The 15,133-nt window shown below is 48.6% G+C and carries 20 protein-coding genes; 6 read left to right on the top strand and 14 right to left on the bottom strand.

The genetic code is table 11. The features are described 5' to 3' along the window. Positions 1-170: 170 nt before the first annotated feature. The 3 genes from J2X61_RS08375 to J2X61_RS08365 all read right to left on the bottom strand — a co-directional run bounded on the left by J2X61_RS08375 (position 171) and on the right by J2X61_RS08365 (position 2,482). A complete protein-coding gene (locus J2X61_RS08375) occupies positions 171-839 on the bottom strand; it encodes an HAD family hydrolase (RefSeq protein WP_274468846.1) in 669 nt (222 codons plus the stop codon). Between the two features lie 17 nt (positions 840-856). Further along, on the bottom strand, positions 857-1,855 hold the full coding sequence (locus J2X61_RS08370) for a phosphotransferase (RefSeq protein ID WP_310187266.1): 999 nt from the start codon (positions 1,853-1,855) through the stop codon (positions 857-859). Between the two features lie 114 nt (positions 1,856-1,969). Next, positions 1,970-2,482, bottom strand: a complete 513-nt coding sequence (locus J2X61_RS08365) for an acyl-CoA thioesterase (protein WP_310187262.1) — start codon at positions 2,480-2,482, stop codon at positions 1,970-1,972. Positions 2,483-2,644: 162 nt separating this feature from the next. On the opposite strand from J2X61_RS08365, the gene J2X61_RS08360 reads away from it, so the two are divergent. The 3 genes from J2X61_RS08360 (at position 2,645) to J2X61_RS08350 (ending at position 3,365) form a co-directional block, all read left to right on the top strand. Then, positions 2,645-2,842, top strand: coding sequence for a hypothetical protein (locus J2X61_RS08360; protein WP_310187259.1), 198 nt, complete (start codon positions 2,645-2,647; stop codon positions 2,840-2,842). Positions 2,843-2,890: 48 nt separating this feature from the next. Then, positions 2,891-3,064, top strand: a complete 174-nt coding sequence (locus J2X61_RS08355; RefSeq protein WP_274468842.1) for a hypothetical protein — start codon at positions 2,891-2,893, stop codon at positions 3,062-3,064. Between the two features lie 82 nt (positions 3,065-3,146). Then, entirely contained in the window at positions 3,147-3,365 is a 219-nt protein-coding gene (locus J2X61_RS08350) for a hypothetical protein (RefSeq protein WP_310187255.1), read from the top strand. Between the two features lie 19 nt (positions 3,366-3,384). Here J2X61_RS08350 and J2X61_RS08345 read toward each other — a convergent pair whose 3' ends face one another. After that, the gene (locus J2X61_RS08345; RefSeq protein ID WP_310187251.1) at positions 3,385-4,059 is read right to left on the bottom strand and encodes an aspartate/glutamate racemase family protein; all 675 of its coding nucleotides are present in this window, start codon (positions 4,057-4,059) and stop codon (positions 3,385-3,387) included. Positions 4,060-4,298: 239 nt separating this feature from the next. On the opposite strand from J2X61_RS08345, the gene gdhA reads away from it, so the two are divergent. Further along, positions 4,299-5,669, top strand: a complete 1,371-nt coding sequence (gdhA, locus tag J2X61_RS08340) for an NADP-specific glutamate dehydrogenase (protein ID WP_274468839.1) — start codon at positions 4,299-4,301, stop codon at positions 5,667-5,669. Between the two features lie 44 nt (positions 5,670-5,713). On the opposite strand, the gene J2X61_RS08335 is transcribed toward gdhA, so the two are convergent. The 7 genes from J2X61_RS08335 to J2X61_RS08305 all read right to left on the bottom strand — a co-directional run bounded on the left by J2X61_RS08335 (position 5,714) and on the right by J2X61_RS08305 (position 10,153). After that, positions 5,714-6,154: a GNAT family N-acetyltransferase gene (locus J2X61_RS08335; protein ID WP_274468838.1), complete on the bottom strand. Its 441-nt coding sequence runs from the start codon at positions 6,152-6,154 to the stop codon at positions 5,714-5,716. Positions 6,155-6,188: 34 nt separating this feature from the next. Next, positions 6,189-6,677: a DUF2798 domain-containing protein gene (locus J2X61_RS08330; protein WP_274468837.1), complete on the bottom strand. Its 489-nt coding sequence runs from the start codon at positions 6,675-6,677 to the stop codon at positions 6,189-6,191. 79 nt (positions 6,678-6,756) lie between these two features. Beyond that, positions 6,757-7,467: a polysaccharide deacetylase family protein gene (locus J2X61_RS08325; RefSeq protein ID WP_310187402.1), complete on the bottom strand. Its 711-nt coding sequence runs from the start codon at positions 7,465-7,467 to the stop codon at positions 6,757-6,759. A 29-nt stretch (positions 7,468-7,496) separates the two neighbouring features. Further along, the gene (locus J2X61_RS08320) at positions 7,497-7,811 is read right to left on the bottom strand and encodes a DMT family transporter (protein ID WP_274468836.1); all 315 of its coding nucleotides are present in this window, start codon (positions 7,809-7,811) and stop codon (positions 7,497-7,499) included. After that, complete coding sequence (locus J2X61_RS08315) at positions 7,811-8,152, bottom strand: DMT family transporter (RefSeq protein ID WP_274468835.1); 342 nt, start codon at positions 8,150-8,152, stop codon at positions 7,811-7,813. The genes J2X61_RS08320 and J2X61_RS08315 overlap by 1 nt, the downstream gene beginning before the upstream one ends. 22 nt (positions 8,153-8,174) lie before the next feature. Next, positions 8,175-8,753, bottom strand: coding sequence for a TetR/AcrR family transcriptional regulator (locus tag J2X61_RS08310; protein ID WP_274468833.1), 579 nt, complete (start codon positions 8,751-8,753; stop codon positions 8,175-8,177). A 143-nt stretch (positions 8,754-8,896) separates the two neighbouring features. Continuing rightward, on the bottom strand, positions 8,897-10,153 hold the full coding sequence (locus J2X61_RS08305; protein ID WP_310187242.1) for a S1C family serine protease: 1,257 nt from the start codon (positions 10,151-10,153) through the stop codon (positions 8,897-8,899). A 230-nt stretch (positions 10,154-10,383) separates the two neighbouring features. Between J2X61_RS08305 and J2X61_RS08300 the strand changes: the two genes are divergently transcribed. Further along, the gene (locus tag J2X61_RS08300; protein ID WP_274468830.1) at positions 10,384-11,178 is read left to right on the top strand and encodes an alpha/beta fold hydrolase; all 795 of its coding nucleotides are present in this window, start codon (positions 10,384-10,386) and stop codon (positions 11,176-11,178) included. 56 nt (positions 11,179-11,234) lie between these two features. Here J2X61_RS08300 and J2X61_RS08295 read toward each other — a convergent pair whose 3' ends face one another. Further along, positions 11,235-11,798, bottom strand: coding sequence for a glutathione peroxidase (locus J2X61_RS08295; protein WP_274468829.1), 564 nt, complete (start codon positions 11,796-11,798; stop codon positions 11,235-11,237). 181 nt (positions 11,799-11,979) lie between these two features. Continuing rightward, positions 11,980-13,269 carry a hypothetical protein gene (locus J2X61_RS08290; RefSeq protein ID WP_310187235.1) on the bottom strand — a complete coding sequence of 430 codons (1,290 nt, stop codon included), beginning with the start codon at positions 13,267-13,269 and terminating at the stop codon, positions 11,980-11,982. A 135-nt stretch (positions 13,270-13,404) separates the two neighbouring features. Between J2X61_RS08290 and J2X61_RS08285 the strand changes: the two genes are divergently transcribed. After that, positions 13,405-14,205, top strand: a complete 801-nt coding sequence (locus tag J2X61_RS08285; RefSeq protein ID WP_310187233.1) for an AraC family transcriptional regulator — start codon at positions 13,405-13,407, stop codon at positions 14,203-14,205. A gap of 3 nt (positions 14,206-14,208) precedes the next feature. Here J2X61_RS08285 and J2X61_RS08280 read toward each other — a convergent pair whose 3' ends face one another. After that, positions 14,209-15,120, bottom strand: coding sequence for a nucleoside hydrolase (locus J2X61_RS08280; RefSeq protein WP_274468823.1), 912 nt, complete (start codon positions 15,118-15,120; stop codon positions 14,209-14,211). Positions 15,121-15,133 lie beyond the last annotated feature (13 nt).

Genomic DNA, 15,133 nt, shown 5'->3' with positions numbered 1-15,133 from the left:
TTTCCTCCAATTATCATTGATTATGGTATGATTCCTTGCTCTATAAGAACTATAAATTATCTTGCCTGTTCCTCACATGACCCTAATGGATATTTCAAGGGTATCCTTTTGTTTCTTTTTACGGCCATGACCGGCATAAAAAAGAAGCTGCCCTTCGGCAGCCCTCAGATTTAACGTTCTAGATCTAGAACAATTCGCATAATCTCATCCAAATCATCGATAACGGCATCGGCATCAACCTCCTGCTCAGCCACACCATTCCTTTTCCAAACGGCTCTCATCCCTGCGTTTCGACTGGCCTTTATATCGTTGATAGGGTGATCTCCCACGAATAAGGCATTTTCTGCTTGTACGCCGAGTTTGCCAAGCGCTCTGATGAAGATGGCCGGATCGGGTTTTCGAAGTCCCTCCCACTCCGATATCAAGACCTCATCAAACAAATGTCCTATCCCTAACGCCTTGAAATTATCATATTGAAACTGGCCATAACCGTTGGAAACGAGCGCTAACTTGATTCCCCTGTTTGTTAAATCCATAAGCATTTTCAGCAAATGAGGATAAGGTCTGCAGTGCCTTTGAAAAGCGTTCAAATAATCTTCCAGTAGATCGGTCCAATCCAGCCCCTGAACCCTAAACTCATCGAGCAGCTGCCGGTAAACCTTATCTTTCCATACGTATCCATGTTGATCTAGCTCGGTAAACTTCTGGACATAGATGTCTTTGTCAACCAACTGAAGCTGCGGAAACCGGTCATGCTGATCGCAGGCAAAGTGGACAAGCGAAGCATCGCGGTCCAATAACGTGCCATCCAAATCAAAGAGCACCGCTTTTATCGACATCGACTCATCCCTCCGTTTCATGATGGAATAAGATACTTCTTAAGCAGCTGTTCAAGAACAATGCGATTATCGCTCAGCCACGCATCCCTTACTTGAAATTGATCAAAAATGTAACGGAAGCTCACCTCGACCGGAACACCTGAATAATGCTGTCCGATGTACACATGAAGTATGGCAATATGATAGATTTGAGTCAATCGCTGCAGTTGGTCAATTTCTTGGTATGTACATGTTTGGGCTTGAGAATAGCCATAGACAAAGGCTTCCACGAAGTCCAAGTCCCCGTTTGTTAATTGAATCATGTGATTAAGTGAGATGGCGAACTCCATAAAGCTAATATCCCATGATGAAAAATCGAAATCCAATGCGCCGTGAATTTGATTGTCCATAGCGAGCAGGTTAAAGACCAACAGATCATGATGGACCAGCCCTCTGGGCAATTCTAGCAGCTCGCACTTGCTTTTCTCCGCTAATGCAACCATTTCTCGGTAGAAATGAAGCGTAGTTGCAGATATTTTAAAGGGAGGGTCTTCAAAAAAGGAAGTAATGGCTTCATGATCGGCAAGCGGGTGCAAACGATAAATGTCTGTAAATGGCGTGCCTTTATACAAGAGATCTGATTGAAAATAACGCAGGACGGAAGAAACCTCCCCAACAACCCGACCGAAATTCGCTGCTTGCTCTGTGGTTGACATGGCCGGGACGACGCCTTCAATGTATGTTACTAAAGCGCCTAAAGTGCCATCCGATAATAGAACATAGGGTTCGTTGGCCTTCGTTTCTAAGAACAACGGAACGACGATGGTAACGTTTTGTTTGCTCAGAAACGAAGTTACTTCTCTCTCAAACTCGATGCTCTCGATTGTCTTCAGATGACGATTGTAGATGCGAAGGACATACTTGCTGTCTTTCACAGTGACTATTTTCGTAAAGTTCATCAAACCGAACGGTACAGGCTCGATCTCGTATGCCCGTTCTTCGAAGTAATGATGAAGCAGCTCATCAATTAGATCCATATCCAGCCTCCCGAACGCAGTCCTCTTCTCCACATTATCATAATGAAGCGAATCCCGGAATATGGGAGCCCGGAACAATGAATAACCCATGCATGATCTGCATGGGTTTTAAGTCTATTCCCAAGGATATCTGGTAATCAAGTAATCGGCGAATTTCTTGCTTTCATCCCTTCGGATCTTGCGCATTTCCGCGCGATGGCCGGCCGTCTCATTGAGCTTTCGTTCTTCTTCCGTTTCCGGAACAATGCGGGGTACGGGCACCGGGACGTTATTTTCATCCATCCCTACGAAGGTTAAGAAGGAGGTTGCCGCTATGTCTCTTTTTCCGCTTCGCAAATCTTCCGTAATGACTTTGACGAACACTTCCATCGATGTTCGCCCAGTCCAAGTCACGAACGATTCCAGGGACACGTAATCCGTAGGCCGGATTGGCTTCAAGAAATCCACGGAATCTGTAGAAGCTGTTACCGCGGTCACCCGGCACAGCTTGGAAGCTGTAATGGAGGCGATATCGTCAATCAGGGACATCAGCTTACCGCCGAACATCGTATTGTGATTATTGACATCTAACGGAAATACTCTTGAGGTTTTGAAGCATCTCGTTTCCCTTACATATTTTTGTTCCACATCAAATCCCCCTAAGACTCACATCTAAACATAGAATACCCAATCGCTCGAAATAATCCGCCGCACTTTCATATCGTAATTCGTATAAGAACATTTGCAATGTACAAAACTATAGCGAACCTTAATCGTGTTTCTTAACACATTGTCTGGAGGGATTACGGCATGGATCAAAATGAATTGCACCAAAAGCTGGGCCGTCCTATGAGTTGGGCGCTGTCTAACCGTGCTGAAGATCAGGCGGACACTGCACAGGCAGACCTGACCGATGAAGAAGTCCCCTCGAACTACCAAGCCATGGGGGAAAGCTACAGCGATGCAACGAATTTTGAAGTGAACAAAGAGCCAGGGCGATTAAATTAAACCATTTGTGAATTATCAAAATAACAAGCAAAGGAGCTTATACGAACAATGACATCAAGCAGAGGACATCAAGGAGCTCATGGGACTGGGCAAATCGAAGAGCAGCTGAACAATCAAGCGGAAGCTGCGGAGAAAATACAAGGATTAAACAAGGCCGATGTGGAAATCAATGCGGCAGCTAACAGCAAAAGCTCCGAGTTGGATGAAATCATCGATGATTGAACGGGATTTCTAGAAGGCATTACAAAATAAACGCTAGGCACGTTTGGATGTGCTTAGCGTTTTTCAAAGGTGGCGTACGATAATGACAAATGCAGAGCTAACTGCCAACGAAGCGAACGATTATTCTTACATCATCCAGCATGCCCTGACCATGGAGCTGCGGGTAGAAAATACGGATGTCGACAAGGCATTAAAACTCATGGAAGACTTGGGCTTCAAGGGAAAAAATTCATGGGCTTCGATGCAAATGTCTGGCCACACGGTCATTGAGTTTTGGAAGAAAGAGCTTACTAAATCGTAAGCTGACCACGATTGAACGGTTAATGCTCCTTTCTCACCTCAAGATTTAACAGCTCTTTCAGATAATCGGCCAAAGACTCAAGATGGTTCCCGACAGCGAGGTTCGTTCGATTTTGTGCGATCTGAGCAGCCGGAACCATAGAGAGTTGCGCCGCGGCGAGATATTTCCCTGGATTCTCCGCCGTAAACTGAATCAACCGCTCCGCTACTAGACGGATATACTCGCTTTTCCTTCCCTGCATAATAAGTTCAAAAGTATTCTCCAATAGCACAGGCTTCGCGTCTACCTCTTTCCCCCTCTTGCTCGCATAGGCAAATAATTGATTCATTGTTCCGGTAACCGTATTAGGATTTGTAAAAGCAACAACGACGGGCTGATTCACTTGACAAATGGCTTCGAACAAGGGCTCGTCAATTTTAATAACGGGAATCGGAAACCGGTGATGCTCGGCATCGAAAACGGCTGTAAAAAATGTACACGTAATGAGTATAGCGTCCACATGACAGCTGGCTATCCACGCCAAGGTCTCCATCACTTTCTTCTCTACGGTTTCCTGTGTAAAATCGGCATCCATTTTTATCCGGTCAAGGCCTGGATCTACGAAATGGACGAGCTCCGCATCAAATGCCTGCAGCGCTTTGTCGATGTGTTCGATGTTCGAATAATGAGCATGAAAGCATCCGATTCTTTTCATCCTGTATAACCTCTCTCTCTATCTTTTAGTTCGTATCATACTTCTTCTCACGTCTCCTGTATAACACTTTTTGGACATTCACACGCATGTCATTAAACTTCATTCTGGATGACGGCTTGATTAACCTCGTAGAGTAAGCTTACATGACATGTAAATTTTCATTGAACAATTGTTAAGGATAAGGTAAAACTATTATATTAAACTTTTTTATATAATTGATTTCAAAGGTGGATGAGAATGTGATTGTGCAAGTAGATAATGAGACAGTGGCAAGGGAATATGTACAGGCCGTGTATGAAACTGTAGTCAAACGTAATCCTTATGAACAAGAATTCCATCAAGCCGTAAAAGAGATTTTGGAATCGCTAATCCCGGTTCTTGCGAAGCATCCGAAATATATGAAGCACGGGATTCTCGAGCGTATCGTCGAGCCGGAGCGATTGATCACATTCCGCGTGCCGTGGGTAGACGACCGAGGCGTTACGCATGTAAACCGCGGTTTCCGCGTTCAATTCAACAGCGCGATCGGACCTTATAAGGGCGGTTTGCGTTTTCATCCGTCCGTTAATGCGAGTATTATTAAATTTCTCGGATTTGAGCAAACGTTCAAGAACTCCTTGACCGGTCAGCCGATCGGCGGCGGTAAAGGCGGTTCCGACTTCGATCCGAAAGGGAAGTCCGATCAGGAGATCATGCGGTTTACACAAAGTTTCATGACTGAGCTTTATAAATACATAGGCCAGGATACTGACGTTCCCGCTGGAGATATTGGCGTAGGGGCGCGCGAAATCGGGTACATGTTCGGCCAGTACAAAAGAATTCGCGGCGCACATGAAGCCGGCGTACTGACGGGGAAAGGCATCATCTATGGCGGCAGCTTAGGCCGTACGGAAGCAACTGGTTATGGCTGCGTATACTTTGTGAATGAAATGCTGCAATCCCAAGGACTCAGCTTCGAAGGCAGCACTGTCGTCGTATCCGGTTCCGGCAATGTAGCCATTTATTCCATGCAGAAAGCGATGCAGCTGGGCGCCACGGTCGTTGCTTGCAGCGATTCTAACGGATATATTCACGATCCCAAAGGGATCTGTCTGGATACGGTTCGCCGTTTGAAAGAAGTCGAGAGAAAGAGAATCAGCGAGTACGTAACCGAGCATCCGCACGCTACCTATCACGAGAACTGCCAAGGGATCTGGTCCGTACCTTGCGACATCGCGCTGCCTAGTGCAACGCAGAACGAAATTGATGCCGAATCCGCCAAGCTGCTTGTAAGCAACGGTGTCAAAGCCGTCGGCGAAGGCGCGAATATGCCTTCGACTTTGGAAGCGATCGATGTGTTCCTGCAGGCTGGTGTGCTTTTCGGGCCGGCCAAAGCTGCCAATGCGGGCGGAGTTGCCGTATCCGCGCTGGAAATGTCCCAGAACAGCATGAGATACTCCTGGCACTTCCATGAAGTAGACGACAAGCTCCATGCAATTATGAAAAACATCTACAAGAATGCCGTGCAAGCCGCCGAGGAATACGGACATCCGGGCAACCTCGTCGTCGGCGCCAATATCGCAGGGTTTACCAAAGTGGCGGAAGCCATGATCGCTCAAGGCGTCGTTTAATCAAAAAAGCGTCTTTGTCCCCTTCGGGACAAAGACGCTTTTTATTATTTGCACGTATCTTTCGAAAATACGGAGAACCCCGATCTCTTCTGCCAGCCCGATCTGCTCCAAAACCGGCCTCCGATTTCGTTGTCATCCAGGACGAAAATATGGCATTTATCAATGCCTTCTTCTTGCAGTCTCTCCATGCTCCTGTCAACCAGCTGTTGACCGATCCGGCGGTTCCGGTACCCGGGACTCACCGCAACATGATAGATAAAACCTCTTCTCCCATCGTGTCCGCAGAGAACGGTTCCGACGATGTCCCCCTCCACTTCGTACACATAGCTTAGCCCTTGATTTCTATGTAAATACTTCTCCATATTTGCCTTAGAATCGGCTTCGCTGAGGACCAGCCCGTCAATTTGGTTCCACAGCGATATCATTTGCTCATAATCCTGAATGGTCATTTCCCTCATCATACTGGACCGAACGCCTTTCGTCATGAAATATCATCGCTTCATCCGGCAATATGTAAGTTCAACTTGCCGAATTCGCCATATTTGTAGTTTTCACGAATTTAACGAATACATACCGCACAACAGGTCCCACGATCAAGAGCTGAAGCGGAAGAGCGAAAATAAAGTTCCGGCAAACAGTCGACACATACTTCTCTATGAATGTTTCTCCCATCAGTCCGTTGGAGATCATCGCCATCACCACACCAAATAGGGACATGCAGAGTACCATGCCGGTTACCATGAACAAAGCAATCGATACAATGACCAATGCTTTCTTGGATTTGTCATAAGGTAACGATAAAGCCATTTTCTTGGCAACCGGACCCACAATGAACGATTCCAACAGAAATGCGACAATAAAACCCAAGAGCAATTGCAGCAGCACGCTCCCCATCGAGATGCGGCCGATTAGGCCATTCGTGAACAGGTTATAGGTTGTCATGAAGATAACCATCCCGCTGCACATCATTAATCCGAAATACACATTTTCTTTCTTCGTTGCCGGCATTCCCCATCATCCTTTCTTTTGTCTTTGCTATTATAGCGATTGGGGAATGCTCCGCATAAGTGACGATTCTGTGAATTATTCAATGGTGATTAGCGTATTCCTGCAGTTCGTTAACCGTTACGAATCTGTAACCTTGTCGGCTCAGCATCTCCAGAATGCCTTCCAGTGCTAATAATTCCTGTCCCGACGTATCGTACATAGGATGAAGCAAAATAATGGCTCCTGGCCTTATGCCCTCTTCCACCGCCTTGATCTTGTCTGCGGCACCGGTATAAGACGTGTCAGGTTCAAGACTCCACATAATCGTTTGGATGTCATGTTCATGCAAATATCGAGGCAAACTGAACAGCTTCTTCCCGTATGGCGGACGGAAATCGATTTCATCTGCGTATCCCGCTTCCCGGATCAGCTTATTCGTTTCCTCAATTTCACGCTGCACATAGGAACGGCTTTGGAAGATGAATCGTTCGTGCGAATACGAGTGATTGCCCATTTGATGGCCGGCATTCACGATCTTACGCGCTTCTTCCATGTTATCTTTCAACTCATGGCCGATGACGAAGAATGTCGCTCTCGCATCAAACTTGCTTAAGATGTCCAGAATGGGGTCTACCTGCTTCGTCGGTCCATCATCGAAGGTGATGGCGACAACCTTCTCGCTCGTCTCCACATGATCGGTAATCCCTCCGAACAATTGGAAGCTTCTTAAATTGATAAAACGCATAAACCCGTATAATAGCAGAATGACGAGAAGAAGGACTGCTCCTGCAATAATTAGTTTCCTACGAATATGACATTCACCGCTTTTCTTCTTTAAGCTTATGAGATTAATTTCAATCCGACCGCGGCGCTTAATACCATCGCGATGAACACGATCCGCTTCCAGTCGCTGGATTCACCATAGAAGAGCATCCCGACGACTGCGCCGCCGACCGTGCCGATTCCTGTCCATACGGCGTAAGAAGTGCCCATCGGCAAGCTTTTCATCGCAAAGCTCAGCAGTGTGAAGCTCATGACGATCCCGACGATGAAAATACTGAATGAGCGGATGGTTCTAGCTTTATTGATCTGATTCATGCCGACGACGCCGACGACTTCGAACAGCCCGGCAAACAAGAGATATATCCAACCCATTAGACGGCAGCTCCTTTCTTGCTCTTCTCTGTTGTGACGAACTTGAGCCCAAACACGCCGGATAATAGCAGCAAGATGAGGAATACTTTAAGAATCCGGAACGGCTCTCCGAACACGAGCATCTCTACTACCACTGTGCCCGCCGTGCCGAGCCCGGTGAATACGGCGTAGACGGTGCCGACCGGCAGTTTCGTAGATGCGCTGATCACCAGATGGAACGAGATGTACATGGCGATAATCGTACCTATCCACATCATCGTCGTCTCGGAATGCTTCAATCCTGATACCCACATCACTTCAAAAATGGCGCCGATAAAAATATAACTCCAATAACGGTTCATCTGTTAAATCCCTCCTGCTGAATTACGATTTAATACCGCGCCAATAGACGAGCCATGATGATTTGATTCTTCGAATCGCGCGGTCCTCTCCCCCGAATAGCAACTCGACGAACAAGCCGTCAAGCACAGCCAGAAAGGCGACTGCCGCCATCTCGCTGCTGACCTCGGCATGTATGCTGCCTGCCGCATGAGCTTTGGCGAATAGGGGGATAAGCATGGCTTCTATCTGATCTAAATACTTGTAGCCTTGTTCGACAATTTCACTATAGAGATGCGACGGCGGGAAAAAGGCAACCCGCAAGAAAAATTTGGTGTTATCGTCCTGCTCGTAGCCATCCTTATATTGGATAAGCAGCCCGAACAGCAGCTTGTCGATGGGCAAATGCTGGTATCGTTCAAGATACTCGACGACGAATTTCAGTTCTTTCGTCAGCACATCATTGAACAGATCGAGGTAAAGCTCATCTTTCCCTTTGAAATGGGTGTAGATGGATTGTTTCTTGATTCCCACATCCGCGGCAATGTCCGCTAGGGAAGCACCTTCATATCCGTTCTTGGCAAAATGTTTGAGCGATACTTCTTTGATGCGAGCGGCTGTCATAAGTCGATCTCTTCCCTTCCGAACGTTCGTCAGGATGATTGTATCATGTTCCCTTGTTAGTGGCAACCTAAGCTGAACAAAAAAAGATTGCCAGCCTAACAAGCCTGAGGCAAGTTAGCGGGCAATCTTCTAGCAATCAGATTTTAACCTTGGTAGCTGGGCTCAGCGTTTCTATTACCTACCGTAACGGTGACATCTTTGGTCTGCCCGTCACGGGAGATCGTTACTTTCAGCTTGTCGCCAACAGCTGCGCCTTGTACGGCTTTGGTGAGCTCTTCCGTATTGGCAATGGCCTTGCCGTTCACGCTCGTAATAACGTCAAACTGGCGGATGCCTGCTCGGAAAGCCGGCGTACCCTGCTGCACATCGGCAACAACGGCGCCTTGGGTGCTGTTGATTTTCAAATCTTCCAGCATGTCATTCGTAATATTTTGCAGGGCTACGCCAATATAGGGTTCAGCTTCTTTCGGAATCGACTCATTATTTTTTAATTTGTCCACGACAGAGCTAATCGTACTTGCCGGTATGGCAAAGCCCATCCCTTGAGCTTCCGAGTTGACAGCCGTATTGATTCCGATGACTTCGCCATTCAAATTCAATAGAGGACCGCCGGAGTTTCCCGGATTAATTGCAGTGTCGGTTTGCAGCAAATGCTTGTAATTGCGGGTTCCCTGCTCGTCGTCGATGCTGATCTCACGTTCTTTGGCGCTTAAGACGCCGGTCGTTACGGAATAATCGAAATCGTATGGATTCCCGATCGCAACGAGCCAGTCTCCCACCTCTGTCTGATCCGAGCTGCCCAGCTTCAACGAAGGGAATGATGCCGTTCCCTGAATTTTCAGCACAGCCAAGTCCAGATCGTAGCTGCTTCCGAGAAGCTGTGCCGTGAACGGGGTGTCATAACCTTGTACGTAAACGTCGATTTCATCTGCACCTTCAATCACATGCTGATTCGTCAAAATGTAGCCGCTGGCATCATAAATAAATCCGGAGCCGATGCCGTTCTCAATCGTATCTCCGCTCTCGGCGCCTTGCGGGTACGCGTTTCTTCTATTCGGCCCCATGCTCGTTTGTTTTACTTTCGTCTCGATTTTGACAATCGCCGGGCTTGCCGCTTTGACAATGGACGAAATGCTGTTATTCCCCGTCGGACTTAACGATGCGGTCTGTACGGCAGCCGCCGAATTGGCCGAAGCGGTCACCGCCGCTGCAGCGCTTGACTGAGCAGGCGCGGCGCCATAGCCGAACAAATTCATCTTGTCGGACGTGAACATCAGCCCGCCTACGACGACCGCGCCGGCCATGAATGCTGCGAACATAGGCTTTATTTTACTTCCCGATTTTACGTTCTTCACTTGTATATCCGTTACGTTCATGTGGTTATCATGATTCTCATTCATAGGATTACCGCCTTTCAGGAGCCATTGGGTTAGTGTTGATAGTTAGTAGTATAAGAGGCTAACCTGAAGCCATTCTTAAGTTAGGCTGATAGTCGTATGAAAGTTAACTGAAAATATGCTGAAAATAAGATACCCCTTACGCCTCGGTTATTTTGATTTCAATAGGCATTCACCCTTATCAGTACGGATGAGTATGTTATTGAAAGCCTATTTTGAATGGAGGAATAATCGTGGGGTACTTTATCTGTGTGGAGCCTGGCGTAAACCTATATGTGGAAGATATCAACCCTGGCGGACACAAGACCATCGTTTTTTTGCACGGTTGGCCGTTAAGCCATAAGCAGTTCGAATATCAATTCAATGTTCTACCCGCAATGGGTTACCGCTGCATCGGCATCGACTGGAGGGGCTTCGGCAACTCCGATAAACCTTATGCCGGATATACATTCGAACGGCTAGCTGACGATATCCGTATCGTTGTCGAGACGCTTCAGCTCAAGCAATTCACGCTCGCAGGGCACTCCACCGGAGGCGCGATCGCCATTAAGTATATGTCGCGTTACCATGGCCACGAGGTCGCGAATCTCGTGCTGATTGACGCGGCGGCGCCAAGAGGCTTTACGCAAGAGACCGCCGCCCAGATGCAGAAACTAGCGTTAAACGACCGTCCCAAGATGATGCAGGACGTGACGGACATGTTTTTCTTCCAATATATCACGAAGCCCTTCTCGGATTGGTTTATGGAGATGGGACTGCAAGCGGCAGGCTGGTCGAATTCGGCGGTCATTTCGATGCTGAGGGATGCGAACCTGGACGCAGATCTGTATCGGATCGCTGTTCCTACCTTGATCGTACACGGCATTCATGACAAAGTCATTCCGTTCGCTCAAGCGCAGGAAATGCATCAGAAAATAAGCAACTCACAGCTTGTCCCGTTCTCATACAGCGGACATGGCGCATTCTATGAAGAACGAGACAAATTCAATCAAGTCGTTAGCCAGTTCCTTTCTTCGAATGAATCATAGTGAAACAAACCATAAAAAAACCTCCATGAACTAACATTCATGAAGGTAAATGAGTGCTATTGCAGCTTGCCGAACTTGGTCAAAAACTTGATGTCCCAATTCATTCTTTCCATGTCATACGTCGGTTCGTAGCGCTTCAATACTTGTCCGTTGCGGTCAATGAGAAATTTCGTGAAATTCCATTTGACCGAATCTCCGAACAGCCATTCCGGATGCTTCTCTGTGATCACTAATTTCAACAGCTTGGCTTGTATATTCTCGGGATCGAATCCCTGGAAAGGAGCCGTCTGTTTCAAATATTGAAAGAGCGGGGCCGCATCCTCCCCATTCACATTTACTTTGGCGAACATTTGAAACTTCACGCCATAATTGATGCGGCAAAACGATTCCGCTTCCTCACTCGTACCCGGCTCTTGTTCAGCGAACTGGTTGCAGGGAAAGCCAATAATTTCGAAGCCGTCTGTCTGATACCGGTCATACATCTTTTGCAATTCATCGAACTGGGACGTGAATTGGCATTTGCTCGCCGTGTTGACAATTAATAAATACTTGCCGGCATAATTCTCTAATGAAAGCTGCTCTCCATTCGGTTTCTGTGCGGTAAATTGATAAATACTCATGCTGGTTGTCCCTTCATCAAACACATTCTTTAGCTATCATCCCTTGAGTGTAGCTGAAGATCTTTCATTTATCAATTCCTATCTTTAAATCATATTCATCCATATTTTCTATCGATATCGATAATAAGCCTAAATCAAAAAAAGTTACCTGAACCCTGAAGGTCCAAGTAACTCGTCTCTATTAATAATTGCCTGCGAACCGTTCCGGCAGCTGTACAGGGTCCGCATCTTCTTGCGCCTTCATAAATTCCGCACGCTTCGCCATCGTTTCTTCCGCTGCTTCCAATGCTTTCACGTTGTCTCCATGAAACAGCTCTTCAATGATCCATCTCTGCCCGAATCCCGCATGAACAACCTCATCGGCCCAATCGAAATCCTGGAAGGTCGTCATTAGCGGATCTTGAGCAATATCCCGGCAAAATTCCCATTCCTCCCTCTTCCCCGGCGGATATTTCATGGCAGCCTTCTCAATAGCAATCGTCAGATGCGTATAGGCTTCGTCCCGGTTAAACAATTGGCTTGCCATATCATACCACCCCGTCCAGTTCGGAATGGCATGAACATCGTAGCCTTTGCTCAGCAGCGCCGCTTCGCCGAACCAGCAGTGCCGGACTTCATCCCATAGATGCCGGGCAGTGTCGTAATAGAACGACCAAGGCTTCCCTTCTGTTGAGAAATGCACGAGCGCAACGCCTTCGGCAGCTGACATTTCGAAATACCGCGACAGCATCATTTGGAGGAAACGTCCATTGTCATTATCCTCGAAGGTCACGCCTTTCATCTTGATGACCGACGTTAGGAAACGAGCGTCCCGGGTGCTTGCGTAAGGGAGTTGGAACGGTTCCGTAGCCACAATCGCACGTTCCTCCACCGGCTCCCTGTCGGATACCCCGTCAATGCCGCCGGCAGCTTGGAGCAGCGCTTCGATATAGTGCTTCCAGCGGGCTGCGCTCGCTTGGTCCTCGGCCGCCGCCGATTCCATGAAATGCGCGATCGCTTGCCGGCCCCAAGTCATCTGGCCCCGGCGGTCGATAAGCTGATGCTGCAGCAGATGAATCGTCGGTTCATCGACGAGCGGCTGCGCTTCGGCCAGATAAGCCTCTATCGCTTCGATCTGCGCAGGCTTCACCACTTCGAATAGGGCGACCAGCAGATTCAATGTGTTGTGCGACTCCAGCACTTTGGCCATCAACTGCTCCAAGGCATCATCCGGGCATTTCTCGAATGCCCTCACCCCCATGCGGAGCTGTTTGCACCGGTTGCGCAGCTGGTTATAGCATTCGGCGTCCTGCCAGGTGAAACGGGCCAGCGCCCCTTTCACTTCATACTCCGGCCGGGCAGCCAGATGTCCCGCTTCAAGCCTCATGCAGCTGCGGTCTACATAGGCCAAGCGTTGAAGCCGTCTAGCCGATTCCTCCACGGACAAGCCAACCCGATCCCAATTTTCGATTCCCATGAATGGATGCAGCATATCGAAACCTCTCCTTCGAAAGTTTGTATTATTAACATTTGATATGGCTTCATAATACTAACGAATCATAGTAAAATGAATACACTACACTACGAAATCTTTGTACTTTTCTACATATAAAGGAGAAGCATATACATGGAGCTGTCCACTCATCTCGGTTTGAACGGCAATTTCGGCAAAGTCACGTGCGAACGGACATGGAAATGGGATACGAGGCATCAACCCTTGGACGATTACGATCTCTGGTATGCATGGAGCGGCACGGGTACGATGCTTCGCAATGACAAGCCGTACGCAATTGAAGGCGGCACCTGCTTCGTATTCCGGCCTGGAGACCGGACGGCGGCAGCGCATGAGCCGCAACAGCCGCTGACGGTTACGTATATCCACTTCACTTTGCCTGCCTTCGAACCCCTCATGCCGCATATTCCGTCCGGCTTCCATCAGGTGAAGGACCGGTTCCTGTTCGAAACGTATCTCAATCGGTATGTGGAAACGATGTTGGAGCCTACGCAGGTCTCTGAGGCGGAGGGCAAACTGCTGTTAGCTTTGATGCTGATGCAGCTTAAGCGCGAAGAAGAACAACCCTCCGCACGTCCTGCCGATCATCTTTCTTCCATGATCCGCATGCTGGCTTACCGCATCCGGCAGACGCCGGGAATTGCCCATACGCCGGAATCGCTCGCCGAGAACGCCAATTTGTCTCCACGCTATTTCTCACTCAAATTCAAGGAAGTCATGGGAATTTCGCTGGAGCAGTACATCATTCAAACCCGCATTGAACGGGCCGAGCATCTGCTGCGCCATAACGGGATGAACGCCTCCGAGGTGGCGGAAGCTCTCGGTTACAAAGACCTGTCTTTCTTCTCCAGGCAGTTCAAGAAAATCAGAGGAAAGAACCCTTCCGAGATCAGAAAGGAAGGGTTCCGGGCGTAAGCCTTATTGCTTATACCTGTCGAATAAGGCGATCTTGGCATACATGTCCTCCAGAGTAAACCGCGCATCCACTTCGTTGTACCACCGAATGAGGCGCTCCTTCTGGTGATGGACATAGCGCATGTCCCGGGTTATGCGTGGCGCCGGCCTCATCTCGTAAGCGTACTCATGGCTGTCCAGAAGCAGACTCACAGCCGGCGAGTCGCCCAACGACCACATCTCGCCCTTCGGAAAGCGAGGATTCCCGGCAGCCGCATGGTTGAAGTCAACCATTTGCTGAAACAAATAGTCGCCTATGGCCCCATAAGGCCGGACCTTGAGCGCTAACTCCGCCAGACTGACGCGAATCGTGGCATACACATTGCGAGGCACGACCCAGAGCGGAATGGTCGAGGCCATGACGACATTCGCGGCGTCGATGTCGTTGCTGAGATTGAACTCACGCTCGCCGTCCGGCCACTGGCCGCCTCCGATCCAAATTGCCGTCAATCGCCCGGCTATGCGCGGTTCCAACAAATAGGCGCTAGCCAAGTCCGTAATCGCACCTAGTGAAATGACATACAGCGGCAGCGGATCGTCCTTCATCGCTTCCCGGATGATGAACTCGGCCCCTTCGGAGACAGCCGGCGTCCGGTCATCGGTCATCGCGCGCTGCGACCCCCGGTACAGCGGAATATCCGCCTTCATGTCCAGCAAGCCCAACAGCTTCTCGCACTCCTCGTAGCTCTCCTCCATCGAAGTGAGCGTCCGTTCCGTTCCGAAGTGAGCGGCGATGATGCCCTTGTTGACGAACCTGGGCGTCAACAGCGCATGCACGATAGCGAATTGGTCGTCCGCTTCGTTCTTGGCATCCGTATCGATAATCAAGCGTATTCGTTTACTCTCCGGTACTTGAAACGGCAGAAATTCGGCCATGATCATCTCTCCT

Origin of the sequence: Bacillus sp. 3255 (assembly GCF_031456485.1) — a bacterium.
GTDB lineage: Bacteria > Bacillota > Bacilli > Paenibacillales > NBRC-103111 > Paenibacillus_E.
Note: the sequence above shows the minus strand (reverse complement) of the source record. Positions and strands in the feature narration are given on the sequence as shown.